This window comes from Streptomyces sp. NPDC001832 (genome assembly GCF_040297265.1).
Taxonomy (GTDB): domain Bacteria; phylum Actinomycetota; class Actinomycetes; order Streptomycetales; family Streptomycetaceae; genus Streptomyces.
Genome location: NZ_JBEOYU010000006.1, coordinates 148,113 through 172,637 on the forward strand (window position 1 = coordinate 148,113; position 24,525 = coordinate 172,637).

Genomic DNA, 24,525 nt, shown 5'->3' on the forward strand with positions numbered 1-24,525 from the left:
GAAGGGCCCCGGGGACGGTCGGTCGTCCTCGGGGCCCTTCTCGTACAAGGGGTACTGCTGGTCCTACTCGGCGAGCACGGCCTCGGCATCGAGGGTCACGCCGACCGCCTGGATCACCGAGGCGATCTTGACGGCTTCCTGAATGGTCTCACGGCTTACGCCGGCCTTGCGAAGCACCTGCTCGTGGGAGTCCAGGCACTGGCCGCAGCCGTTGATCGCGGAGACGGCGAGCGACCACAGTTCGAAGTCGATCTTCTCCACGCCGGGCTTGCCGATGACATTCATCCGCAGGCCCGCACGGAGCGTCCCGTACTCGGGGTCCGACAGCAGGTGCCGGGTCCGGTAGAAGACGTTGTTCATCGCCATGATGGCGGCGGCCGACTTCGCGGCGGTGTACGCCTCCGCGGAGAGGTTGGCCTTCGCCTCGGGCTCCAGCTCGCGCAGCACCTTCGGCGAGCGCGAGGCGATCGCGCAGGCGAGGACGGTGCCCCACAGCTGCTGCTGCGGCAGTTCGCTGTTCCCGATGACCGAACCGAGGTTCAGCTTCAGGTCCTTGGCGAAGTCCGGAACGGCGGCCTTCAGTTCGTCGAGTGCCATGTCGCTGTCAGCTCACTCGCCGGCGAGGAGTGCGACCGGGTCGAGGGTGTTCTCGCCCTTGGTCCAGTTGCACGGGCACAGCTCGTCGGTCTGCAGGGCGTCCAGGACCCGCAGGACCTCCTTGGGGTTACGGCCCACGGAACCGGCGGTCACCATCGTGAACTGGATCTCGTTGTTCTGGTCGACGATGAAGACGGCGCGCTGGGCGAAGCCGTCCTCGCTCTCGATGCCGAGGTCACGCATGAGCTCGTGCTTCGAGTCGGCCAGCATCGGGAAGGGCAGGTCGGTCAGGTCCGGGTGGTCCTTGCGCCAGGCGTGGTGCACGAACTCGGAGTCACCGGAGAAGCCGAGGATCTGCGCGTCACGGTCGGCGAACTCGTCGTTCAGCTTGCCGAAGGCGGCGATCTCGGTGGGGCACACGAAGGTGAAGTCCTTCGGCCACGCGAAGACGATCTTCCACTTGCCCTCGTAGGTCTTGTGGTTGATCTGCTCGAACTCCTTGCCGCTCTCCAGCGAAACACAAGCAGTCAGGTCGAACTCGGGGAACTTGTCGCCGACAGTGAGCACGCGCTCTCCTAGTACGTAGGAATTCCCCTTTGGGGGAGTTCCTGAGGGTTGGACGATCTCTACCTTGGCACAGAGTCCATTGATCAGTGAAATAGCTACACTCGGTCATGATGATCGGAGGTGCCTATCAGTGGCGCAGAAGAATCAGGGTAATCGCCCCAAACAGCCCAGCCTGTCGCAGCTGCGCGCCTTCGCGGCTGTCGCCGAGTATCTGCACTTCAGGGATGCGGCGGCAGCAATCGGGATGAGTCAGCCGGCACTGTCCGGAGCCGTGTCCGCGCTGGAGGAGGCGCTGGGTGTCCAGCTCATCGAGCGTACGACGCGCAAGGTGCTGCTCTCGCCGGCCGGGGAGCGGCTCGCGGTCCGGGCCCGGGTGGTGCTGGAGGCCGTGGGCGAGCTGATGGAGGAGGCCGAGGCGGTCCGGGCGCCGTTCACCGGGGTGCTCAGGCTCGGCGTGATACCGACCGTCGCGCCGTATCTGCTGCCGACCGTGCTGGGGCTGGTCCATGAGCGCTACCCGGAGTTGGCTCTCCAGGTGCACGAGGAGCAGACCTCCTCGCTGCTGGAGGGGCTGGCTGCGGGAAGGCTGGATCTGCTGCTGCTCGCCGTGCCGCTCGGGGTGCCGGGAGTGACCGAACTTCCGCTCTTCGACGAGGACTTCGTGCTGGTGATGGAGCGGGACCACTGGCTGGGTGGCCGCACCGACATTCCGCGCGAGGCCCTGCGCGAGCTGCCGCTGCTGCTGCTCGACGAGGGGCACTGCCTGCGCGACCAGGCCCTCGACATATGCAGGGAGGCGGGGCGTGCGGAGGGTGCGCCGGTCACCACGACCGCGGCCGGGCTCTCCACGCTGGTGCAGCTGGTCGCCGGCGGGCTCGGGGTGACGCTGCTGCCGCGTACCGCGGTGACGGTGGAGACCAGTCGCAACGACGCGCTGGCCACCGGGTATTTCGCGGAACCTGCGCCTTCGCGACGGGTGGCGCTGGGGATGCGGGCGGGGGCCGCGCGGCACGAGGAATTCGAGGAGTTCGCGGCGGCGCTCCGGGAGGCGATGAAGGCGCTGCCGGTACGGGTGACGGCGGGCGCTTAGGACGGGGGAGGGGCGCGGTCCTGCGGCAGGGTGCTCGGGTCGATCGCGCCGGCCGTCGCCACGATGTCCCAGTGGTCCCGGCCCATCGGATCGCGGCGGGCGAGAACGGTCGGCGTGTCGGCGGGCAGGGTCCACAGCTGCGACTTCTTGCTGGGCTCCGACCCCGCAGCGTAGTTGAGTTCGACCGCCTTGCCCTTGCGGGCCGTCTGGTCCACCCACTTGGCCATCTCCTTGTCCTCGGGGTGGACGACGAACGCGTCGCCTCCTTGCAGGAGCCGATCCGGGCGATCTCGCGCAGAGTCGCGCAGTCTCCGATGGTCAGCGAGGCGGGCCAGTGCACGGGCCACGGCGACGCGCTGGCCCTGGCCCGCCGGAGATCTCGCCGGGGCGCTTGGCACCGGCATCCTCGACCTCCAGGCGCTCCAGCCAGTGGCGGGCGGTGCGTTCGGCGTCCTTGCGCTTGGCGCCGCTCAGGCGGAGCGGCAGGGCGACGTTCTCCACGCAGGTCAACTCGGGGACGAGCTGGCCGAACTGGAAGACGAAGCCGAAATCGGTGCGGCGCAGCGCGGGCGTGGACCCGTATGACTTGTACAGGTTGTCGGCGCTGAGCAGGGAGCCGGCGGGGTCATGCGCCGACCTCCGCGGCGAGCCGGTCCAGCCGGGCGGCGGTCAGTTCCAGCCAGCGCAGATCGGCTTCCAGGTGGAAGAGCGCGTGGTCGCAGATCAGCTGATCGGCGAGGTCGCCCTTGCGCTTGCGGTCGGTGAGGATGCGCATGAGGCGCAGGTGCTCGGTGCGCTGGGTGTCCAGCAGGGCTTCGGCGCTGCGGCCGGTGAGCAGGGCCAGGACGACCTTCGTGTAGAGCGTCGACTGGAGGTAGGGCTCGGGCTTCTCCGGTTGTGTGAGCCACTCGCCGACATCGGTGATACCGGCCTGGGTGATGGCGTATCGCTTGCGCTCCGGGCCGTCCCCGCTCTCGATACCGTCGACCTCGACGAGGCCGTTCTTCAGGAGCCGGGACATGGTCGAGTAGACCTGCCCGTAATGCAGGGGGCGGTCGTGGCCGAACTTTTCGTCGAACGTGCGCTTGAGGTCGTAGCCGTGGCGGGGGCCGGACTCAAGGAGTCCGAGCAGAGTGTGGCCGATAGACATACGGGAACTATACATGGCGTGTATACATACGGTGTATACGTGCCCGAAGGTAAGGGCCGGGGCGAGGGTTCTTCCCTCGCCCCGGCCCATCCGGAACCGGTGCTGCGCCCCGTGGTCACACGGGGCCCGGGGGCTTCGGGGGGCGCCCCCGGCGGGGGATCGGGCGGGCCGTGCCCGGCAGGCGGCCGGCCTCCGCCAGCGCCCTGCGCAGCAGGAACTCGATCTGGGCGTTCGCGCTGCGCAGCTCGTCGGCGGCCCAGCGGACCAGCGCATAGTGCACCGAGGGATCCAGCCGCAGCAGTATCTGTTTGCGCTGTGGCGCCTGTCTGGGCCCGGGGGTTTCTTCGGTCACTGGTAAAGAGTGCCCGTATTGAGGACCGGCTGCGCCGCACGGTCGCCGCACAGCACCACCATCGGATTGCTGACCATGGCCGCTTTCCGCTCCGAGCGGTCTCGTGGTTGCGGACCTGGGTGGAGATCTTCCGCTTCTCCCGGTGCGACCAGGGTGGACACATCGTGCGGATTGCCTTGGGTGGGCATGGAATCCCCCGTTTCGAAAGACCTGCACCGACTGACCGGTACTATCAATGTGATTGCACATTACCGGGATTCGCAACCCTGAGCACCTCTCGGGAGTCTCCTCCTCAGAGGGCAGGTGCTCATTGTCACGTCCGGAAAAGGTCACATCGCTTGCTTTCTGTCCTTGCTGACGGTGTTAGCTGGCTGAGCTGATCTGGTCGAGCAGAAACAGGAGCAACACAGAGATGGGTCGAGCGGATGCGCGACGAGCCCAGCGGCGCGGGTCGCGGCGGGCCGCGAAGAGCGGCGGCATACGCAGACTCTTCACCTGGCGGAAGATGCTGGGCGCTTTCTTCGGGTTCTGCCTGCTGGGCATGGGCGCTTTCGCCGTGCTGTACATGGTGGTGGACGTGCCCGAGGCCAACGCCCAGGCCAAGCAGCAGAGCAATGTCTACAAGTACGCCGACGGCAGCCTGCTGGCCCGGACGGGCGAGGTCAACCGGGAGATCGTCGACATCTCCGAGGTGCCCAAGGACGTGCAGCACGCCTTCGTCGCCGCCGAGAACAAGACCTTCTACAAGGACCAGGGCGTCGACCTGAAGGGCACCACCCGGGCCCTCCTCAGCACCGTCACCGGCCAGGGCAAGCAGGGCGGCTCGACCATCACCCAGCAGTACGTCAAGAACTACTACCTGACGCAGGACCCGACGATCAGCCGCAAGCTCAAGGAACTGGTGATCTCCCTCAAGGTCGATCAGCAGATGGGGAAGGACGACATCCTCGCCGGGTACCTCAACACCGCGTACTACGGACGCGGAGCGAGCGGGATCCAGGCCGCGGCGCAGGCCTACTACGGGGTCGACGCCAAGGACCTCAACATCTCCCAGGGCGCCTACCTGGCCGCGACGCTCCAGGCCCCCAGCCAGTACGACTGGGCGACCGCGACGGACACCGGAAAGAAGCTCGTCAAGGATCGCTGGGCCTACACGCTCGACAACATGGTCGAGATGCACTGGCTCGACCAGGCCGAGCGCGACACCCTGAAGTTCCCCGTCCCGGACAAGCCCAAGCCCGCCCGCGGCATGGAGGGCCAGACCGGATACCTCGTCGACGCGGCCAACAAGGAGCTGGAGAAGCAGGGCGTCACGGAGACCATGCGGCAGGCCGGCGGCTGGACCTTCACCCTCAACATCGACAAGAAGCGACAGAAGCAGCTGGAGGAGTCGGTCGACCGGCAGCTGGAGTCCAAGCTCGACCGCGAGAACAACAAGGTCGACGCGACCGTCCAGGCGGGCGCCACCTCCGTCGACCCGAAGACCGGTGCCGTCGTCGCGCTCTACGGCGGCGAGGACTACATCAAGCACTACATCTCCAACGCCACCCGCCAGGACTACCAGCCGGCCTCCACCTTCAAGCCGCTGGTGTTCGCCTCCGCGCTGGAGAACGAGTCGAAGACCCAGGACGGCGATCTGATCGGCGCCAACACCATCTACGACGGCACCAGCAAGCGGCCGGTCGTGGGCAGCGACACCCCGTTCGCCCCGCAGAACGAGGACGACATCAGCTACGGCGACGTCACCGTGCAGGACGCGATGGACAAGTCGATCAACTCGGTGTTCGCGCAGATGGTCGTCGACGTCGGTCCCGCCGCGGTGAAGCAGACCGCGCTCGACCTCGGGCTGCCGGACAAGAACTTCCCCGAGCGCCCCGCGATCACGCTGGGCACGATGAACGCCTCGACGTGGGACATGGCGGGCGCGTACGCCACGCTCGACAACCACGGCAAGAAGGTCACCCCGTACATCGTGAAGTCCGCCGAGCACCGCGAGCGCACGGTCGAGCCGGTCGAGGGCATCGGCAGCCAGGTGATCAGCCGTAAGTCCGCCGACACCGTCACCTCCGTTCTGCAGCACGTCGTGGAGAACGGCTCCGGCCGGGCGGCCAGCAGCTCGGCCTACGAGGCGGCGGGCAAGACGGGCACCTCGGAGAACAACAAGGCCGCTCTGTTCGCGGGTTACACCCCGGAGCTCAGCACGGTCGTCGGACTGTTCGGAGAGTCGCCCGAGGACGGCGGCGGGCAGGTCAGCCTGACCGGTGCCGCCAACTCCGGCCGGGCCAACGGCGGCGGCTTCCCGGCGAAGATCTGGGCGGACTACACCCTCGGTGCGCTGAACGGCTCCGGCGCCGAGTTCGACCTGCAGGACGTCGAGAACGGCGAGGTCTCCCTGCCGGCCAGCCCGTCGATGAGCTCCTCGGCGACCCAGAGCCCCGACGCGTCCCCGTCCAGGCAGACGAGCCCGCCCGCGACGCAGAGCCCGAGCAGCTCGCCCAGCCAGTCGGCCACTCAGTCACCGGAAGAGTCGCCGAGCCAGTCGCCGGAGGAGTCGCCGAGCCAGTCCCCGGACCTGCCGGGCAACGGAGCGGACCCCGGGCGGCCGGGCAATGGCAACAACAGCGAGAAGAACCCGTCGAGCCAGTGAGCGTGGGAGAGGGCCGGTGCCGGTCGGCACCGCCCCTCTCCCGTGCGTCCGCGTACGACCGTGTCAGCCGCCGTTGACCTTCTTGGCGACCCGGTCGCCGAGGTCCTTGTCCACGTTGCGCCAGTACTGCAGCGAGCGCTCCAGGACCGGGGCGCTCACCCCGTCCAGCAGATGGCCGGAAATGTTCGATACCAGCCGGTCGCGCGCCGCGTCGTCCAGGACCTTGCGCACCATCGTGCCCGCCTGGCCCCAGTCGTCGTCCTCGCGGTGCAGCTTGTACGCCTCGTGCACCATTTCGCCCGCCGTGGCCCAGCCCGCCGGGTCGCCGAAGCGCTCGGTGTCCGCGGCCGGACCGCCGTACGAGTTCGGTGCGTAGACCGCTCCCGTACGTGTCGGCTCGTACCGCATCGGGCCGTCCTTCGCGTACGAGTTCCGGCCGAACCGCGGACGGTTCGGCGGCAGCTGTGCGTAGTTCGGGCCGATCCGGTACCGGTGGGTGTCCGGGTACGAGAAGAGCCGGCCGAGCAGCATCTTGTCGGGCGACGGACCGATGCCGGGCACCAGGTTCGACGGCTCGAAGGACGCCTGCTCGATGTGGACGAAGAAGTCCTCGGGGTTCTCGTTGAGCGTCATCCTGCCGACTTCGATCTCCGGGTAGTCGCCGTGCGGCCACACCTTCGTGAGGTCGAACGGGTTGAACCGGTAGTCCGGTGCGTCGTCGAACGGCATGATCTGGACGTACAGCGTCCAGCTCGGGTGGTCACCACGCTTGATCGACTCGAACAGGTCGCGGCGGTGGACGTCACCGTCGATGCCCGCGATCTCGTCGGCCTCGGCCTGAGCGTAGAAGTCGATGCCCTGGTCGGTCTTGAAGCGGTACTTGACCCAGAACCGCTCGCCGCCCGCGTTCACCCACATATAGGTGTGCGAGCTGTAGCCATTCATGTTGCGGTACGTTTTCGGGATGCCGCGGTCACCCATCAGCCAGGTGACCATGTGGGCGGACTCGGGGGAGAGCGTCCAGAAGTCCCACTGCATGTCGTGATCGCGCACCGCGCTGTCCGGGCGGCGCTTCTGCGAGCGGATGAAGTCCTGGAACTTCATGGGGTCGCGCACGAAGAAGATCGGCGTGTTGTTGCCGACCATGTCGTAGTTGCCGTGCTCCGTGTAGAACTTCAGGGCGAACCCACGGGGGTCGCGCCAGGTGTCGGGGGAGCCCTGTTCACCAGCGACCGTGGAGAAGCGGGCGAGCATGGCGGTCTGCTTGCCCGGTTGGAAGAGGTCGGCCTTGGTGAACTGGCTGACGTCGTTGGTCACCTTGAAAATGCCGTAGGCGCCGGAGCCCTTGGCGTGGACCACTCGCTCGGGAACCCGTTCACGGTTGAACTGGGCCATCTTCTCGATGAGGTAGTGGTCCTGGAGCAGAATCGGACCGTCGGATCCGACAGTGAGCGAGTGTTCATCGCTCTCCACCGGGATTCCGGCGTTGTTCGTGGTGTAGGGGGTGTTCCTGGTCTTCGATTCCTCGGGCACGAGCGTCCTCCCGTCGGTGGGGTTTCGGTCAGGTCGTCTCGTTCACGACTGAAGTCAACTCCGCCGACAGGAGGTCGGCAACATTTGGCTACCGTCCGTGCAGGGCTCTTGTCCGCACCGGTCCGGACGCCCTACTGGCCCCGGCCCGGACCCCCTACTGGCCCGGGGCCGGCATCTCGAACCAGACCACCTTGCCGGTTGAAAGACGCGTCGCCCCCCACCGTCTGGCCAGCCGGTTCACGAGGAACAGACCGCGGCCGCCCTCGTCCATGTCCCGGGCCCGGCGCTGCCGGGGCAGCTGCGGTGCGTCGTCGCCGACCTCGCAGCGCAGGATGTCGGTGCGCAGCAGCCGCAGAGTCACCGGCCGCTCCGCATAACGCACTGCGTTGGTCACCACCTCGCTGACCAGCAGCTCCACCGAGTCGGAGAGATCGTCGAGCCCCCAACGGCTCAGCGCTCGGCGGGCCAGCCTGCGGGCCTGCCCCGGAGCGGTCTCCTCCGGTTCCAGGTGCCAGTACGCGACATCACTGGGCGCGATCCCGTCGAACCGGGCGGCCAGCAGCGCGATGTCGTCGTCCCGGTCGCCGGGGCCGAGCATGTCGAGCACGTCGTCGCAGAGGGCCTCGAGCGGCGGCGAATGGTCCGGGCCGGTGAGCCGGGCGGTGGCGGCGAGCCGTTCGCGCAGCTGCTCGATCCCGGTCCAGACGTCCCGCAGCCGGGACTCCACCAGACCGTCGGTGTACAGCAGCAATGTGGCGCCCGCGGGTGCGTCCAGCTCGACGGCCTCGAAGTCCACACCGCCGACGCCGATCGGGGCGCCGGCCGGCACCCGCAGCACCTCCGCGCGGCCGCCCAGATGGAGCAGGACGGGCGGCGGATGCCCGGCGTTGGCGATGGTGATGCGGTGCGCGACGGGGTCGTAGACCGCGTACAGGCAGGTCGCCATGCGGTCGCTGCCGAGCCGCTGCGCCTGCTCGTCGAGGTGGTGCAGCACTTCCTGCGGCGGCAGGTCGAGCCCGGCGAGGGTCTGCGCGGTGGTGCGCAGCTGGCCCATGATCGCCGCGGACGTCATGGAGTGGCCCATGACGTCGCCCACGACCAGGGCGACCCGGCTCCCGGGCAGCGGGATCGCGTCGTACCAGTCGCCGCCGACCCGGGCTGTCTCTGCGGCCGGGAGATAACGGGAGGCGAGCCGGACGCCGGTCGGCTGCGGCAGCGAGTCGGGCAGCATGGTGCGCTGCAGCTCGTCGGCGATGTACGCCTCGCGGCCGTACAGCACGGCCTTGTCGATGCCGAGCGCTGTGTGCGTCGCCAGCTGGGCGGCGACCAGCAGGTCATTGGCCTCGAAGGGCGGCCGTTCGGTCCTGCGCAGGAAGACGGCGGCGCCGATCACCCGTCGCCGTCCGCGCAGCGGGGCGAGGATCGCACGGTGTCCGGTGGGTACGGTCCGTCTGCCGCCGAGCAGTTCGGGCAGCGCGGCGCGGGCCGCCGCTGAGTCCCCGAAGACCGGCCGGACACCGCGCAGCACCTCGGCGAGCGCGCCGCCCGAGCGGACCTCGCACAGCTCGGCCGCCGGAGGCAGATCGCCGTGCGGATCGACGGCGGGCAGCCGCAGCCGTTCGATCTCCGACGAGGTCTCGGTCTCCACCTCGTTCAGACGCAGCCGGTCCGACCGGCGCAGCCGCAGGACGAACGGGGAGACCGGCCGCTCGTCGCCGACCGGGAGCGGGTCGCGAAGGTAGACCAGTATGGCGTCGGAGAACGTCGGCACGCTGGCCCGGCACAGGCCCAGCACGATCTCGTCCAGGTCTATGCCGCGGGCGATCCGCCGGGTGGCGGCCCCCACGAAACGCAGCCGGTCGCCCTCTCGGCGGACCGCTGCCTGTGGGTCGAGTCCTGCGGGGCCGGGGTTGGCCGCCGTAGCCGCCGGATTCGCTCCTGCGCCCGGCGCCGTGGCCGGGCCGGGGATCGCGACGGCAGGGGAAGCAGTCGGCGCGGCATCCTGTTGCCGTGGCCGGGTGCGTTCCTGCGACCGGGCAGCGAGAGGCTGCCGGCCTTCGTGGGAGGTGGGATGCTCCGTCACGCGTGGGGTTCCGTCCGTCCGGGCCGGTTGTATGAGGCAATCACCTCTTGGGGCGCTACTGTGCCCCGGCAAGAGCGGCGATAACAACGGCTGTCACCGGATGCCCACGAACGAGGGGCCGAAACCTGATGCCCGCAGCACGGTTCGGACACAACGTTTCCGGCGACGGGGCGGGCGAAAGCGAGCACGTCTCCACCCCCTCGTAGTGGCTCATGCGACTCATACGGCTGATGCTGCTCATACAGCTCATGCAGTGCGTGGTGCTCGTGCGATGACTTGCGGTCAGGTCCGTTGCCGCGTCCGCCGGTTGGAGCGGAGCGGCGCTCCGGAGGGCGATCCTACGGTTGCCCCCCTGGGGTGCATCAAGGGTCTCACGACGGCATATGCGAGGGGGTACGGTCCCAGTCATCCGGGAGCGCGGGAACTCGCCAGCGCGGATCGGGCCGCCAGTCCTCCCAGCCGTCCCGGAACGGCGCGCCCCAGTCCCGGATCACCTCGACGGCCGCGAGGCCCGCCTCCCGTACCCGCTGCGCGGTCTGCGGGGCCATCAGACCGACCCGCTGCGCCTGGGCGAACTCGTCCTCGTCCCGCCAGACCCAGCTGCGGTCCGGGTAGACAGAGATGTCGAGAAAGTGATCCTCGGAGTCGATGCCGCCCGCCCAGCGGGTGCGCGGTTCCTCCAGGTTCACGTACCAACTGCGGAACTGCCAGCCTGGCTCCCAGAACAGCCAGACCGACCAGGGTTCACCAGGACGGGCGAGCTTCAGCACGCCGTTGCCCAGCCAGGGCGAGCGGGCAGTGGTGCGTGGGGCGGTGTAGCGGGTGGCGAGCGGCTCGTCGTGCACCTCGGTGCCGTTCGCCAGCACCGGCTTCACACACTCGGTGCCGGGGGCCACCCATACGGCGAGCAACTCGTCGGTGTCCTGCACAACGGTGACGGGGCGGCAGATGTGGACCAGGCCCTGGATGTGACCCGGCGCGGTGTCCTGCCGCAGCGTGCCGTTGCCGCGGTAGCGCCACAGGATCTGATCGCCCGGCGCCCAGTGCTCGGTGTGCTCCGTACCTGCCATGGGCAGATCCTAGTGTTCCTCCCGGCAGGACCCCGTCGCGCCGCCCGGCACACGCTCCCCCAAGGCCTCAAGGGGCAGAGGGCCCCTCTCCGCACACATCCAGATGGGAGGCGACCGGCGTGGCCTCGGGGTCCAGGACCGGACCGAGAAGTTCTCGTCCGCCGACCCGAGCAGTAGGTGTGCCCTCGCCGGTCTCGGCGGGCAACCACGGGGCTATTTCGACCGGTAGCAAGCTGATTCGACGGTGACCTCCAGGAGGTCTGGGGCGTTTCCGACTTCGCTCGCTCTGTGCAATCGTACGTCGACTGCGAATTCGCCCCCCTTGGACTCCGCGACGATCTGCGGGCTCTTGGCCTTGCTGCCGTCCACGCCGTCCCGGACGATCTTCCAGCCGTCTTTCGGGAGTTCGACCCGCAGGCGGTCCATGCCCTTTTGCATATCGGTAAAGGGGGCCTTGTAGATGCTCCAGGGGTGACGTGTGCGGTAGACCTTCTCGTCGGAGTCGTAGTCCGAGCAACGCGACGTCATTGCACCCGTTTCCGTTACTTTCCCCTTGACGTCGAGGATCTCGAGAATCCGGCTGGATGCCCTTTCGACGCCCGCTTTCACGGAATCACTGTCCTGTGTTTTCACCGCCGCCTCTTTTCCGTTCGAGCACGCCATCGCAAGCGCGCACGTCACGATAATGAACCCGAATTTCGAAAATCGCCTATTCAAGTTGCACCTTGTCGTATTGGCCGGCGATGACGGCTGCCTGATTGCGTATGCTGAGAGAGTTGTCGTCGAAGAATCCGGTATGTCCGCCGGAGTCGCTCTCCATGATGTTTCCGCCGAAGGATTCGTCGGTAGGGATGGCCCCGTTGTCACCGAGCCCCATCAGTCGCCCGCCCTGCCGGACCACCTGATCGTCCCGGGGGGCGCCCATCGCCCACACATGGTCGGCCCCGACACCCAGGTCCACCGCGTGATCCGCCTGGACACCGGGACTGCCCGCAAACACGAAGTCGTTGGCGGCCTCAGAGTCATTCCAACTCCCCGACTGTGCTGCGACACCGACCACCGTGCTGCCGTAGCTGTGCCCGATGACAGTGGTGTGCGCGCGAGGGTCGTCGGCAGCCTGCTGCGCAGCTCCGTTCCCCCGCAGGAAGTCGTAGAGTTGCGGGCCGCCCTCGTCCGCGTATTGCCCGCGTGTCGCCTCCGGGACGATGCTGTCCGGCGCGTTGTAGTCGAGCCACGTGATGGTGGAGACGTTCTGGCCGGGAGTGAGGCGGTGACTCTCGGCCCACAGCCGTTCGCCACGGCCGAGGTCTCCATGAGTGCCCCCATCGCCGCCGATGGATTCTATTCCTGCGAACGTACCGGGGACGTAGACGCCTACGTGATCGGCTTTGTCTGGATTCCCGTTGGCGAGGATGACCTTTCCGTCCCCGAGACCGGTGGGATCGAAGCCGAGCAGGTACGCCTCGGGAAGGCCGCCTTTTCCTGTGCGGTCGAAGCGGTCCTGGATGGCGTTCATTCCCTTCATGACGCCCTCCAACCTGGCCTTCTTGTCCCCGTACTTGTCCTGCCACTCCCGCCATTCCGGGGTGAAAGCGGCAACAGGGTAGCTGCCGTTGGGGCTGTACTTGGCCGGCTCTTTCGGAATGGCGTCCAGCTCCAGCTGGTATCCCGCCTTCGTCTCGTTCAGAACCATTCGGTTCGCCTCGTCGCGAACGTCTGACGGGAGGCCGTTCATCGATCCGATGGAATTCGGATGGACGGCCAGATAGTCGGCCCGCTGCTCCGAGGTGAGATTCTTCCACCACTCCGCGTTCTCCTCGGGCGTGGCTTCCTTCGGCGGGGCCTTGATGCTGTCCAGGTAAGGGTCGGCAGCCCTGAGTACCCCACCCCGGTCGGACTTCACGTCCACCTGATCCCGGTCCGAGACCACGAGGTCGTCGTCGGCCTTGAGCGCGCGGAGCTTCGGCGCCCACTCAGCGTCTGCGTCAGTGGCTTCCTTCAAGGCGTCTGCTACCCGGTTGGCACAGTCGAGGGCCGCGCCATAGTGAGGATTCGGGTGGATGTTCACCGCTTGGCGCTCCAGGGCGCCGGACGTCGGGCTGCCCCCGGCGCTACCGGTCACTGTGCCGCCCTCGGCATCCTTTTCCGCGCCCGGCATCCTGCCCGCCGGGAAGCTGACCGAACCGTCTGTGTTCACCGTGCAGTGGTTCGCCCGCGCATCCTCAAGCGCTGCGCCCAGCTTGCGCTTGGCCACTGCCATATCGAATGCGAAACCGATCAGCGCGGTGCTCACCAGCCTGCACTCGGTCTGCATGTAGTGGAAGTTCTTCGATAACTCGGCCAGCTCCCGAAGGGCGGCCTTCGCCGCCGCGCCCTCGAGTTGGTTACGAATCCCCGCGGTGATCTGATTGTCGATGGCGTCCTTGGCCGCATTGGCCATCTCGTTCGTTGCTCGATACGCGTCCGCGGCGCTCTCGAACGCCGACGGCTTGAACGCTTTCAGCATCGCAAGATCCATGAGTCGGGATCACTTCTCCTTCGACTGGCCGCCGACGGCCCGGGTGTCCGTGTACTCGGCCTTGATCGCGTCCAGCTCAGTCTTCAACGACTCATCGGTCTTCGACAGGTCATGCCCTGCAGACTCAAGCAGCCCACCGAGGGACTTGCAGCGCTCGCGCACATTCTTTACGTACTCGCTCCAGGAGGTGTACAGCTCCTTTTGTGCCGCCGCGCTCTGGCAACCGGCTGCGTTGCCCAGCCCCGTCTGCCCGTCTTCAAGTCTCGTCAGCGCGGGGCCGATCGGCTCAGCGAGACCCTTGGTGCCCTCGCCCGCCTTGACCCATGCCCTCTTGTCCGACTTCAGGTCGGCCGAGACGCCGCCCCCGGAATCGGCCGGATACTGGTTCAACTGCATCTGCGCCGAACGTGTTGCTGCATCGGCCTTGAGCTGCTCCCACTCGTCCCATGCCATCAGCGCATCCTCCCCGATTCCCCGTAGCCCTGGTCCCGAGTCCCGGAAAGCCCGAGGGCCCGACTCGCGCCATGATTCCTGGACTGCCAAACGAAAACAAACGCGCATGCATCGCGCGTCGTCGGCGATCAATGCCTTGGTGTCTGCGACCCGAGCTACGGACGTCTCGGTGAGCTCCGCCCAGCGGTTGGTGCTGGACATCCTCCTACGCGAATCGGTATCGGTTCATCGGACCCCGATCCGCCGGGCAGGCCCTTGGAGGTGCTGCGGCGCGGCGGCTGCGACACATGTCACGGGCGGGTCATACGCAACACGTCCAGCGCCTCGTCGAGCTGTTCCACCGTGAGATCGCCGCGCTCGACATATCCCGAGTCCAGCACCACCTCGCGGATCGTCCTGCGCTCGGCCAGGGACTTCTTGGCCACCTTCGCCGCCTCCTCGTAACCGATGTACTTGTTCAGCGGGGTGACGACGGACGGCGAGGACTCCGCGTACTCCCTGGCCTGCTCCACGTTCGCGGTGATCCCGTCGACCGTACGGTCCGCGAGCAGCCGGGAGACATTGGCCATGAGCCGCACCGACTCCAGCAGATTTTTCGCAATGACCGGAAGCATCACATTCAGTTCGAAATTGCCCGCCGCGCCGGCAACGGCGACCGTCTGGTCGTTCCCCATCACCTGGGCCGCGACCATCAGGACGGCCTCGGGAATGACCGGGTTCACCTTCCCCGGCATGATCGACGAGCCCGGTTGGAGGTCGGGAAGGCTGATCTCGGCCAGACCGGTGCGCGGCCCGGACGCCATCCATCGCAGATCGTTGGAGATCTTGGTGAGCGAGACGGCGACGGTACGGAGCTGGCCGGACGTCTCCACGAGCCCGTCCCGCGCGCCCTGCGCCTCGAAGTGGTCCCTGGCCTCGGTGAGCGGCAGCCCGGTGGTGCGGGCGACCTCGGCGATGACTGCGGCGGAGAAGCCGGGCGGGGTGTTGATGCCGGTGCCGACGGCCGTGCCGCCCAGCGGCAGCTCGGCGAGGCGGGGGAGGGAGGCGCGCAGCCGCTCGGTGCCGTACCGGATCTGCGCCGCGTAGCCGCCGAACTCCTGGCCCAGAGTGACGGGTGTGGCGTCCATCAGATGCGTACGCCCCGACTTCACGACCGTCGCGAACTCGGCGGACTTGCGCTCCAGGGCGGCAGCCAGATGGTCCAGCGCCGGGATCAGCTCGCCGGTGACGGCCGCGGTCGCGGCGATGTGGATGGAGGACGGGAAGACGTCGTTGGACGACTGCGACGCGTTGACGTGGTCGTTGGGGTGGACCTCGCGGCCCAGCCGCTCGGTGGCGAGGGTGGCCACGACCTCATTGGTGTTCATGTTGGACGAGGTGCCGGACCCGGTCTGGAACACATCGATCGGGAAGTGTGCGTCCCAGCGCCCCTCTGCGACCTCCTCGGCGGCCTCCTGGATCGCCAGGGCGATGTCCGGGTCGAGCACCTTCAGCTCGGCGTTCACCTTGGCGGCGGCCGCCTTGATCCGGGCCAGGGCCTCGATGTGGGCCCGCTCCAGGCGCTGGCCGGAGACCGGGAAGTTCTCCACCGCGCGCTGCGTCTGGGCCCGCCATCTGGCGTCTGCGGGCACCCTCACCTCGCCCATTGAATCGTGCTCGATGCGGAAATCCGAACCGCCCGCGGGGGTCTGTCCAGGGGCCTGCGCGTCGTCCATGGGGTATAACCTCCTGAAAAAGTTGAGCACTTGTCTCGTTCTGTGTATTCCCAAGTCGCCTACCGGCCAGTAAATACCGGGGTGCTGCATTTCCCGGGGGACGACCCCCGTACCCCCATGCAGCAACCCGGGGAGGCGCAATGAGGCGCACCAGGCACAGACTTCGCTGTACGGTCGCGGCCGCCGCGGCCATGGCGGCGGCATTGGGCGGCATGGCCGCCGCCGCAGGACCGGCGGGCGCGGCAGACCGGTCCGGTTCCACCACTACCGCATCCACCCCCCTGTCGCCCGAGCTGGAGGCCATCCGCGCCGCCGAAGCCACCCAGCTGTACGGCGACTCGGCCGAGCGCCCGCTCGCCGACCGCAAGACGGGGCTGATCTCGCTCGGCGACAGCGAGATCTCCGGCGAGGGCGTCGGCACGTACGAGGCAGGCACCAACGGCCCCGACAACTGGTGTCACCGCTCGTCCGAATCCGCCATCCACCGCACCGGCATCCCGGCCGACGTCACGTACAACGTTTCCTGCTCCGGCGCGTACACCGGCAACATCGTGATCGGCGGATCGAAGCAGTACGCCGACGAACTCGTGCAGAGCGACAACCTCGCCATCAAGGCCCGCAACACCCGCATCAAGATGATCGTGCTGGTCGCCGGCGCCAATGACGACCTTCAGTTCGGCCCGGTCATGACGGACTGCGTCCAGCGCTGGGTGCTCTCCCAGGGCACCTGCCAGCCGAAGTACGAGGGCGGCTGGCAGGCGCGCGTCGACGGACTCGTCCCCAAGGTCGAGCAGACGGTGCGCGATCTGAAGAGCGTCATGTCCGATGCCGGATACAACAGCAGTGACTACAAGCTCGTGGTCATGGGCTACCCGAGCCCGATCGGCCCGGACTTCTACGACAACCCGAACTTCCCCGGCAAGCTTCCCGGTGGCTGCGCCGGATACGACTCCGACGCAGCCTGGGGCCGTAATGTCGCGGTCCCCGCCTTCGAGCGCGGCATGCGCAAGGTGGCCGCCGACACCGGAGCCGTCTACCTCGACAACTCCCGGCTCTTCCACGGCCACGAGGTCTGCAGCGAGGACACCTGGGCCCGCGGCCTCTACATCGACCTGGCGCACTTCCCGCCGGACTCCAACTCCGTCCGGCAGTCCTACCACCCGAACGCGCGCGGCCACGCCGCCTTCGCCTCCTGCCTGACCCAGATCTACAACTCGTCCCTGCGTGAGGCGAGCTGCGCAGACCCGGCGAGCACGGGGCAGCCGGTGCTTCAGCCCGCCGCGTGGGACGACGTCTTCAAGCCCCTGAAGAACGAGGCCACGGGTACCTGCGTGGACGTCCCCGCCTCGGTGACCCGCAACGGCACGCAGATCGCCGGCTGGGACTGCCACGGCGGCCGCAACCAGGGCTGGTGGTACGACTCCGGTACGAAGAGCATTCATGCGGAGCTGAGCCACGACCGGTGCCTCGACGTGCCCGGCGGCGATTACAAGGCAGGCGCCGCGCTCGTCGTGTGGAACTGCTCGGGCGCGGCCAACCAGCAGTTCGTCAAGCAGTCGGGCACCCTGCGCCCGGCGGCTTCGACCGGGCTGTGCCTGACGCTCGCGGCGGCCAAGGACCCGCTGAGGCTGCAGAGCTGCGACGGCAGCGCGAAGCAGCGGTTCGCGTAGCTCTTTCCCGGAGAAAGGGGTGGGGCGGCCTCGGCCACCCCACCCCACCCCGGCCCGGGTGTCAGCCGGATGTCACGAACGCGCCCAGGACGGCAGCCAGATGACCGGGGTCCTCGGCCCCGCACAGCTCGCGCGCCGAGTGCATGGACAGCCCCGGCACCCCCACGTCGACCGTCGAGACACCCAGCCGGGCCGCGGTGAGCGGGCCGATCGACGTGCCGCACGGCATCGCGTTGTTGGAGACGAACGGCTGCCACGGCGCACCCGCCCGCTCGCACGCCGCCGCGAACACCGCCATGCCGGTGCTGTCGGTGGCGTACCGCTGATTGACGTTGACCTTGACCGCGGGGCCGCCGTTGGGCAGCGGATGGTGTCCCGGATCGTGCCGTTCCGCGTAGTTGGGGTGCACCGCGTGCGCCATGTCGGCGGAGATGCAGAAGGCGCCGGACAGGGCGCGGGAGAAGTCCTCGGAGCTGCCGCCGCGCGCGGTGACCGAACGGCCGAGTACCCGTTCCAGCATGGGGCTCTGCGCGCCCGTCTCCGAACCGCTGCCGACCTCCTCGTGGTCGAAGGCCGCCAGGACGGGGATGCACGAGGGGGCGTCGGCCGCGGTCGCTGCATCCGCCAGGGCTGTGACGCCCGCATGCACCGACACCAGGTTGTCCAGCCGCGCGGACACCACGAACTCCCGGTCCACGCCGAGATATCCGGGCGGCTGGATGTCGTGGAGCATCAGATCCCAGCCGAGGACGTCGTCGCGGTCCACCTCCGCGGCCGCCGCGACCCGGCGCAGCAGCGCGCCCTCCTCGGGCGCCCCGAGCGCCCACAGCGGGGCGAGATGCCGCTGCCGGTCGAGGGCGAGCCCCTCATTGACCGTACGGTCCAGATGGATGGCCAACTGGGGCACCCGCAAAAGCGGTTCGTCGATCTGGACCAGCCGGGGCTCGACCCCGCCGCCGGGGCCGCGTAGCGCGAGCCGCCCCGAGATGCCCAGATCGCGGTCGAGCCAGGTGTTCAGCGGAACGCCGCCGTAGATCTCCACGGCGATCTGCCGCCAGCCCGCGGAACCGGTGTCGGGGGTGGGTTTCACCCGCAGATTCGGGGAGTCCGTGTGCGTGCCGACGATCCGGAAGGGGGTGTGCGCGGGGGCGCCCTCGGGGACGTACCAGGCGATCAGGGCACCGCCGCGGGCGACGAAGCTGCCACCGGTCGTGCCCGTCCAGTCGTCCGTGCCACGCAGTTCACGGAAGCCGGCCTTCTCCAGGCGCTGGGCGGCGCTCGCCACCGCGTGGTACGGAGAAGGGCTGGCCCTGATGAAGGACAGCAGGTCGTCGGCGTGGCTGCGGTGGGGAAGCGGCGTCATACGGCGTCCGCCTTTCCGGTGTTCGACGGTGAGGGTGGGGTGGGTGGACCCGCGCCGAGCCGCTGGACGCGGTGCGGTGCGGTATCCGGGGTGGCGGTTGTTGTCCGATTTCCCGAGGACGGTCTGCCGGTGTTGAAGGACTGCTTCCGGGTTCTCCGGGACTGCTTCCCGACTCCCCAGGAAGGCCTCCCGATGCCCCGGGTCGGCGGAGCACTTCAACATCCGACAACCCACCGCAGCCGCCCCGCACGGCGCAAGTCCGCGCCGCGGCCCGCTGCGTGAAAGCGGCGGTGCCGGACCGGCCGCCCCGGCACCAGGGTGCGAGGCGGCCTGGGGCGCGCATGGGGCCCGGGCCGGGGGCGTCCGGGAAGCTACCGCAAAGGGTCGGGGCACGCGGCCGCCGTTCTTGGACGCCGCCCGCGCCCGCCGGCCCCGCACGGGTGCGCCTCAAAATTGGCTGAATTCCGTCGTACGCGAAACCCTCACCGCACCTGCCCTTCGCGATCGGCACCGGAGCGCGGCGCGGGACACGGTCTCGCCTCCGCGGGTGCGGAGGGTTTCCGAGCAACTGGGCAGCGACAGCCGCACCCAACTCGGCCACCTGGTCGCGCCGTCGGGCTTGCTGGGGGTGAGAACGGCCACGGGGGCACTCCGGCCGGTGGAATGCGGCCGGGGTGCCCCCGCGGGGCTGTACGTGTCGTGCCTCGGTACGCCTCAGAGGCCACCCGACAGCCTCTCAGCCCATCAGGCGAGACCCGGACCCCGCACCGGAATGCTGGTGAACGTCGGTGCCGGGGCGGGCTCGCTGAAGAAGTCGTTGCCCTTGTCGTCGACGACGATGAACGCGGGGAAATCCTCGACCTCGATCTTCCAGACCGCTTCCATGCCGAGCTCCTCGTACTCGACGACCTCAACCTTCTTGATGCAGTCCTGCGCGAGGCGCGCAGCCGGTCCGCCGATCGAGCCGAGGTAGAAACCGCCGTGCGCGTCGCACGCGTCAGTGACCTGCTTGGACCGGTTGCCCTTGGCCAGCATCACCTTGGAGCCGCCCGCCGCCTGGAACTGCGCGACATAGCTGTCCATACGGCCGGCCGTCGTCGGGCCGAAGGAGCCGGAGGCGTACCCCTCGGGCGTCTTCGCCGGGCCCGCGTAGTAGACCGGGTGGTCCTTCAGATACTGCGGCATCTCCTCGCCCGCGTCCAGCCGCTCCTTGATCTTGGCGTGCGCGATGTCGCGGGCCACGACCAGCGGTCCGGTCAGCGAGAGCCGGGTCTTGACCGGGTACTTGGTCAGCTCGGCGAGGATCTCGTCCATCGGCCGGTTCAGGTCGATCCTGACGACGTCACCCGCCTCGTCGAGGTGCTCGTCCGTGGTGTCCGGCAGGAAGCGCGCCGGGTCCTTCTCCAGCTGCTCCAGGAAGACACCCTCGGCGGTGATCTTCGCGGTGGCCTGGCGGTCCGCCGAGCAGGACACGGCGATCGCGACGGGCAGCGAGGCGCCGTGGCGGGGGAGGCGGACGACCCGCACGTCGTGGCAGAAGTACTTGCCACCGAACTGGGCGCCGATGCCGATCTTCTGCGTCAGCTCGAAGACCTTCTCCTCCAGTTCCTTGTCACGGAAGCCGTGACCGGTGGGGGAGCCCTCGGCGGGCAGCTCGTCCAAGTAGTGCGCGGAGGCGTACTTCGCGGTCTTCAGCGCGAACTCGGCCGACGTACCGCCGACGACGATCGCCAGGTGGTACGGCGGGCAGGCGGCCGTACCCAGCGAACGGATCTTCTCCTCCAGGAACTTCATCATGGAGGCCTCGTTCAGCACGGCCTTCGTCTCCTGGAAGAGGAACGACTTGTTGGCTGAGCCGCCGCCCTTTGCCATGAAGAGGAATTTGTAAGCGCCGCCGTCGGTGGCGTACAGCTCGATCTGCGCGGGCAGATTCGAGCCGGTGTTCTTCTCCTCCCACATGGTGAGCGGAGCCATCTGCGAATAGCGCAGGTTGAGCTTGGTGTACGCGTCGAAGATGCCGTGCGACAGGGCCTCTTCGTCACCGCCCTCGGTGAGTACGTTCTGCCCGCGCTTGCCCATGACGATCGCCGTGCCGGTGTCCTGGCACATCGGCAGGACGCCCGCGGCAGCGATGTTCGCGTTCTTCAGCAGGTCGAGCGCGACGAACTTGTCGTTGGACGACGCCTCGGGGTCGTCCACGATCCGCCGCAGCTGCGCCAGGTGGGCGGGGCGCAGGTAGTGCGAGATGTCGTGCATGGCCTCGGCGGCCAGAGCACGCAGCGCCTCCGGGGCGACCTTGAGGAACGTACGACCGTCGGCCTCGAAGGTGGAGACACCCTCGGCGGTCACCAGACGATACGGCGTGGTGTCCTCTCCCAGGGGGAGCAGATCGGAGTACGCAAACTCTGGCATTACGGCCATTCCTCACTCGGCAGACGGCGGCTGGCCTCCCTTGGGCAGCGCACCCACCAGGGTAGAGCGCCGCGCGGACACCGAAGCTGTGAGGTAAGGCTCAGTTCGGCATCCGCGCGGGGGCGACACGGCGAGGTCTAGTCGCGATCTATCGCGTCTGGGTACGCTGGGTCGGTGGACCTCGAAAAGCACCCCCAGCAGCCCGTAGTTCCGGCGGAGCCGACCGGTATCCGCGCCTCCGACGCGGACCGCGACCGGATCGCGGACATCCTGCGCGAGGCCATGGCCGAGGGCCGGCTCACCGCCGAGGAACACGCCGAGCGGGTCGATGCGGTCTACCGGGCCAAGACCATCGGTGAACTGGAGCCGCTGGTACGGGATCTGCCCGCCCCCGGGGGCGCCTCCCGCTCGATCGCCGAGCCCGGCACGTACGGCCACCAGAGCCCCACGGGTCCGGCCCAGAACCTGGTGGCGATCTTCAGCAGTTCCACCCGCAAGGGCCGTTGGCGGGTCGGTGGCCGTACGAACGCCTTCGCGCTCTTCGGCAGCGTGGAGATCGATCTGACCGAGGCGCTTTTCGGCCAGAGGCTCACGGTGATCAATGCGACCGCCATCTTCGGAAGTGTCGAGATCAAGGTCCCCGAGAACATCTCGCTGCGCGGCAGCGGCACGGGCGTCTTCGGTAATTTCGAAGTCGCCACACTGGAATCCGCGGACCCCGAAGCGCCAGTGGTGGTCGTCAACGGCTATTCGGTGTTCGGCAGCGTCGAGGCGAAGCCCAAGCGAGGGAAGTTCATCGCGGATCTTCAGGACCGGCTGCGCAAATACCTCTAAGGGCTGCCCTCCCGCGGACTCTTCCGAGCCGCTCTGAACTCCTTCGAAAACAAGCCATATGCCTGACCGGCCGCAATCCGCGGCCCGGAACCAAGCGCCACTCAGTGCATAGGCGCGCGCACAGCGGGTAGGGAGTGCTGCATCGTCTCTCGCTCGCGAAGCCGTCGTCAGGAGTGGACCGTGCTGCAACTGCCGCATCAGCCCCTGCAGGTCGCCGCCGGCCTTCCCCGGCGCACCCCCGCGCGGGAGGACCAGGCCGGCCCCTGGCACTCGGAGGCGGTGTGCCGCCGGGACGAAGCCGGACTGTTCTTCGCCCCGTCGAAGGAGCCGACTGCTGCCAGACTCGCGCGCGAGGAGTCCGCGAAGCGGGTCTGCGCGCGCTGCCCGGTGATGGTCGAATGCCAGGAACACGCCCTCATACAGCCGGAGCCTTACGGGGTGTGGGGCGGCCTCACCGCCGCCGAACGCCGCGTGGTGCTCGCCCGTCGCAGACGGCGCGAGATGGAGCTCAAGGCGTCATCCGCATCCTCCGCCGCGACGGGCCGCATAGCCGCGGCGGGCTGACCGTCACCGTCCCGTGGGGTGCCTGGGGGCCTGTTCCGGGCCGGGGCTCCCGCGTCGGTCCGTACACGCGAAGAGGCGCCCCCACCGCACACGGGGGCGCCTCTTCGTGTTCTGCTCCCCGGACCGCGGGGAAGGGACCTACTTCGCGCGGTCGAAGTCGATCGCGCTGTAGGCACGCAGCTTCGACAGCCGGTGGGTCGAGTCGATCTTCCGGATGGTGCCGGACTTGGACCGCATGACGATCGACTCGGTGGTCGCCGTCTCCGCGCGGTACCGCACGCCGCGCATCAGCTCACCGTCCGTGATGCCGGTCGCGACGAAGAACACGTTGTCGCCGCTGACCAGGTCGTCGGTGGACAGGACCCGGTCCAGGTCGTGCCCGGCGTCCAGCGCGCGCTGCCGCTCGGCCTCGTCCTTCGGCCAGAGCTTGCCCTGGATGACGCCGCCGAGGCACTTTATGGCGCAGGCCGAGATGATGCCCTCGGGGGTGCCGCCGATGCCCATCAGCAGGTCGACGCCGGTCCCTTCGCGGGCGGCCATGATCGAGCCGGCGACATCGCCGTCGGAGATGAACTTGATCCTGGCGCCGGTCTCCCGGATCTCCTTGACGATCCCGTCGTGGCGGGGGCGGTCGAGGACGACGACGGTGACGTCCTCGGGCGCGGAGTTCTTCGCCTTCGCGACACGGCGGATGTTCACCGAGACGGGCGCATTGATGTCGACGAAGTCGGCAGCCTCGGGGCCGGTGACCAGCTTGTCCATGTAGAAGACCGCGGACGGGTCGAACATGGCACCGCGGTCGGCGGCGGCCAGCACGGCGATCGCGTTCGGCATGCCCTTGGCGTTCAGGGTCGTACCGTCGATCGGGTCCACGGCGATGTCGACCTCGGGACCAGTGCCGTCACCGACGCGCTCGCCGTTGAACAGCATGGGGGCTTCGTCCTTCTCGCCCTCGCCGATGACGACGACGCCGTTCATCGAGACGGTGGAGACGAGGGTCCGCATGGCCTTCACGGCGGCGCCGTCGGCGCCGATCTTGTCGCCGCGGCCGACCCAGCGCCCTGCTGCCATGGCAGCGGCCTCGGTGACCCGGACCAGCTCCAGTGCGAGGTTACGGTCGGGGGCCTCCGGGGAGACCTCGAGCTGAGACGGCAGATGATGCTCGGACATCGGAGCGCACCTTTCTGTACGGCGACGACCGGAAGAGGGTGCTGTGACTCTATCGTCAGGTCGACGAAATGAGCAGACCGGGTCACGTATGAGCGGGCTGCCCGCGGGCCGGGCCCATCCGGCCTGATGCGACCATGGACCCGTGGCTAGCAAGCGAGGCAAGCAGACGGTGCGGGACATGTTCCTGTCGATGGCGGTGGTCTCCGCCGCGGCAGGCGTTGTTTACATCTTCGTTCCGCACGACGAGAACGCCAACCCGGTGAAGGCGGTCGACTACCAGGTGGAGCTCCAGACGGCGCGGCGCGCGGCGCCGTACCCGGTGGCCGCTCCGGACGGGCTGGCCAAGGAGTGGATGCCGACCTCGGTCAGTTACGACCGCAACGCAGGCGACAGCTGGCACCTGGGCTTCCTCGACCCGGAGGGCAAGTACGTCGCCGTGGAGCAGTCCACGTCCCCGGCGAAGAAGTATGTGACCGAGGTCAGCCAGGACGCCAAGAACACCGGCCGTACGCAGCAGGTCGCGGGCGAGACGTGGCAGCAATGGAAGGGCGACAAGTACGACGCCCTCGTGCGCCAGGACAAGGGCGCGACCACGGTGGTCACGGGTTCCGCCTCGCCGGAGCGGCTGGCGGAGATGGCGGCCGCGCTCAAGACGTCCTGAGCGTCGTACGCGACGTACGGATATGGCCCTGGAGCAGCACATGGTGCTCCAGGGCCATATCCGTACGTGTGGAGGC

At 68.4% G+C, this 24,525-nt stretch carries 21 protein-coding genes and 2 pseudogenes; 6 read left to right on the plus strand and 17 right to left on the minus strand.

Translation table 11 applies throughout. The annotated features are described in order from the left end of the window. Positions 1-63: 63 nt before the first annotated feature. Together ABT115_RS07700 and ABT115_RS07705 are read right to left on the minus strand one after the other, a co-directional pair. Positions 64-597, minus strand: a complete 534-nt coding sequence (locus ABT115_RS07700) for an alkyl hydroperoxide reductase (RefSeq protein WP_351785153.1) — start codon at positions 595-597, stop codon at positions 64-66. A 12-nt stretch (positions 598-609) separates the two neighbouring features. Further along, a complete protein-coding gene (locus ABT115_RS07705) occupies positions 610-1,164 on the minus strand; it encodes a peroxiredoxin (RefSeq protein WP_351785155.1) in 555 nt (184 codons plus the stop codon). 130 nt (positions 1,165-1,294) lie between these two features. Here ABT115_RS07705 and ABT115_RS07710 point away from each other — a divergent pair, with 130 nt between their 5' ends. Beyond that, positions 1,295-2,254 carry a hydrogen peroxide-inducible genes activator gene (locus ABT115_RS07710; protein ID WP_351785157.1) on the plus strand — a complete coding sequence of 320 codons (960 nt, stop codon included), beginning with the start codon at positions 1,295-1,297 and terminating at the stop codon, positions 2,252-2,254. Here the strand turns inward: ABT115_RS07710 and ABT115_RS07715 are convergent. The 5 genes and pseudogenes from ABT115_RS07715 to ABT115_RS07735 form a co-directional block, all read right to left on the minus strand. Further along, complete coding sequence (locus ABT115_RS07715; RefSeq protein WP_502969046.1) at positions 2,251-2,481, minus strand: hypothetical protein; 231 nt, start codon at positions 2,479-2,481, stop codon at positions 2,251-2,253. The genes ABT115_RS07710 and ABT115_RS07715 overlap by 4 nt on opposite strands. A 102-nt stretch (positions 2,482-2,583) precedes the next feature. Next, positions 2,584-2,866 (minus strand): annotated as a pseudogene (locus ABT115_RS07720) (ATP-binding cassette domain-containing protein); the annotation flags it as partial. A gap of 13 nt (positions 2,867-2,879) precedes the next feature. Beyond that, positions 2,880-3,404, minus strand: a complete 525-nt coding sequence (locus ABT115_RS07725) for a PadR family transcriptional regulator (protein WP_351785160.1) — start codon at positions 3,402-3,404, stop codon at positions 2,880-2,882. A gap of 115 nt (positions 3,405-3,519) precedes the next feature. Next, a complete protein-coding gene (locus ABT115_RS07730; RefSeq protein ID WP_351785163.1) occupies positions 3,520-3,756 on the minus strand; it encodes a type II toxin-antitoxin system antitoxin in 237 nt (78 codons plus the stop codon). Further along, a pseudogene (locus tag ABT115_RS07735) lies at positions 3,753-3,851 on the minus strand (SPFH domain-containing protein); the annotation flags it as partial. The pseudogene ABT115_RS07735 and the gene ABT115_RS07730, both read right to left, overlap by 4 nt. Positions 3,852-4,168: 317 nt before the next feature. On the opposite strand from ABT115_RS07735, the gene ABT115_RS07740 reads away from it, so the two are divergent. Beyond that, complete coding sequence (locus tag ABT115_RS07740) at positions 4,169-6,403, plus strand: transglycosylase domain-containing protein (protein ID WP_351785166.1); 2,235 nt, start codon at positions 4,169-4,171, stop codon at positions 6,401-6,403. 63 nt (positions 6,404-6,466) lie between these two features. Here ABT115_RS07740 and ABT115_RS07745 read toward each other — a convergent pair whose 3' ends face one another. The 7 genes from ABT115_RS07745 to ABT115_RS07775 all read right to left on the minus strand — a co-directional run bounded on the left by ABT115_RS07745 (position 6,467) and on the right by ABT115_RS07775 (position 15,775). Continuing rightward, positions 6,467-7,936, minus strand: a complete 1,470-nt coding sequence (locus ABT115_RS07745; protein ID WP_351785169.1) for a catalase — start codon at positions 7,934-7,936, stop codon at positions 6,467-6,469. Positions 7,937-8,090: 154 nt separating this feature from the next. Next, a complete protein-coding gene (locus ABT115_RS07750; protein ID WP_351785171.1) occupies positions 8,091-10,019 on the minus strand; it encodes a SpoIIE family protein phosphatase in 1,929 nt (642 codons plus the stop codon). 371 nt (positions 10,020-10,390) lie between these two features. Beyond that, positions 10,391-11,089 carry a cytidylyl-2-hydroxypropylphosphonate hydrolase gene (gene fomD / locus ABT115_RS07755; RefSeq protein WP_351785174.1) on the minus strand — a complete coding sequence of 233 codons (699 nt, stop codon included), beginning with the start codon at positions 11,087-11,089 and terminating at the stop codon, positions 10,391-10,393. A 213-nt stretch (positions 11,090-11,302) separates the two neighbouring features. Then, complete coding sequence (locus tag ABT115_RS07760) at positions 11,303-11,722, minus strand: hypothetical protein (RefSeq protein WP_351785176.1); 420 nt, start codon at positions 11,720-11,722, stop codon at positions 11,303-11,305. Between the two features lie 76 nt (positions 11,723-11,798). Further along, positions 11,799-13,607 carry an alpha/beta hydrolase gene (locus ABT115_RS07765; RefSeq protein WP_351785179.1) on the minus strand — a complete coding sequence of 603 codons (1,809 nt, stop codon included), beginning with the start codon at positions 13,605-13,607 and terminating at the stop codon, positions 11,799-11,801. A 9-nt stretch (positions 13,608-13,616) separates the two neighbouring features. Further along, positions 13,617-14,060, minus strand: a complete 444-nt coding sequence (locus tag ABT115_RS07770) for a hypothetical protein (RefSeq protein ID WP_351785181.1) — start codon at positions 14,058-14,060, stop codon at positions 13,617-13,619. Positions 14,061-14,350: 290 nt separating this feature from the next. After that, positions 14,351-15,775: a class II fumarate hydratase gene (locus tag ABT115_RS07775; protein ID WP_351785183.1), complete on the minus strand. Its 1,425-nt coding sequence runs from the start codon at positions 15,773-15,775 to the stop codon at positions 14,351-14,353. 140 nt (positions 15,776-15,915) lie between these two features. Between ABT115_RS07775 and ABT115_RS07780 the strand changes: the two genes are divergently transcribed. Beyond that, on the plus strand, positions 15,916-17,445 hold the full coding sequence (locus ABT115_RS07780; RefSeq protein ID WP_351785186.1) for a ricin-type beta-trefoil lectin domain protein: 1,530 nt from the start codon (positions 15,916-15,918) through the stop codon (positions 17,443-17,445). A 61-nt stretch (positions 17,446-17,506) separates the two neighbouring features. Here the strand turns inward: ABT115_RS07780 and ABT115_RS07785 are convergent, their stop codons facing one another. After that, entirely contained in the window at positions 17,507-18,808 is a 1,302-nt protein-coding gene (locus ABT115_RS07785; RefSeq protein WP_351785188.1) for a M18 family aminopeptidase, read from the minus strand. Positions 18,809-19,552: 744 nt separating this feature from the next. After that, positions 19,553-21,220, minus strand: coding sequence for a fumarate hydratase (locus tag ABT115_RS07790; RefSeq protein WP_351785190.1), 1,668 nt, complete (start codon positions 21,218-21,220; stop codon positions 19,553-19,555). 174 nt (positions 21,221-21,394) lie between these two features. On the opposite strand from ABT115_RS07790, the gene ABT115_RS07795 reads away from it, so the two are divergent. Together ABT115_RS07795 and ABT115_RS07800 are read left to right on the plus strand one after the other, a co-directional pair. Continuing rightward, positions 21,395-22,054: a DUF1707 SHOCT-like domain-containing protein gene (locus ABT115_RS07795; RefSeq protein ID WP_351785192.1), complete on the plus strand. Its 660-nt coding sequence runs from the start codon at positions 21,395-21,397 to the stop codon at positions 22,052-22,054. 180 nt (positions 22,055-22,234) lie between these two features. After that, a complete protein-coding gene (locus ABT115_RS07800; protein ID WP_351785195.1) occupies positions 22,235-22,618 on the plus strand; it encodes a WhiB family transcriptional regulator in 384 nt (127 codons plus the stop codon). Between the two features lie 138 nt (positions 22,619-22,756). Here ABT115_RS07800 and glpX read toward each other — a convergent pair whose 3' ends face one another. Beyond that, a complete protein-coding gene (gene glpX / locus ABT115_RS07805) occupies positions 22,757-23,788 on the minus strand; it encodes a class II fructose-bisphosphatase (protein WP_351785198.1) in 1,032 nt (343 codons plus the stop codon). A 142-nt stretch (positions 23,789-23,930) separates the two neighbouring features. On the opposite strand from glpX, the gene ABT115_RS07810 reads away from it, so the two are divergent. Beyond that, a complete protein-coding gene (locus tag ABT115_RS07810; RefSeq protein ID WP_351785201.1) occupies positions 23,931-24,449 on the plus strand; it encodes a DUF4245 domain-containing protein in 519 nt (172 codons plus the stop codon). Positions 24,450-24,525: the final 76 nt, after the last annotated feature.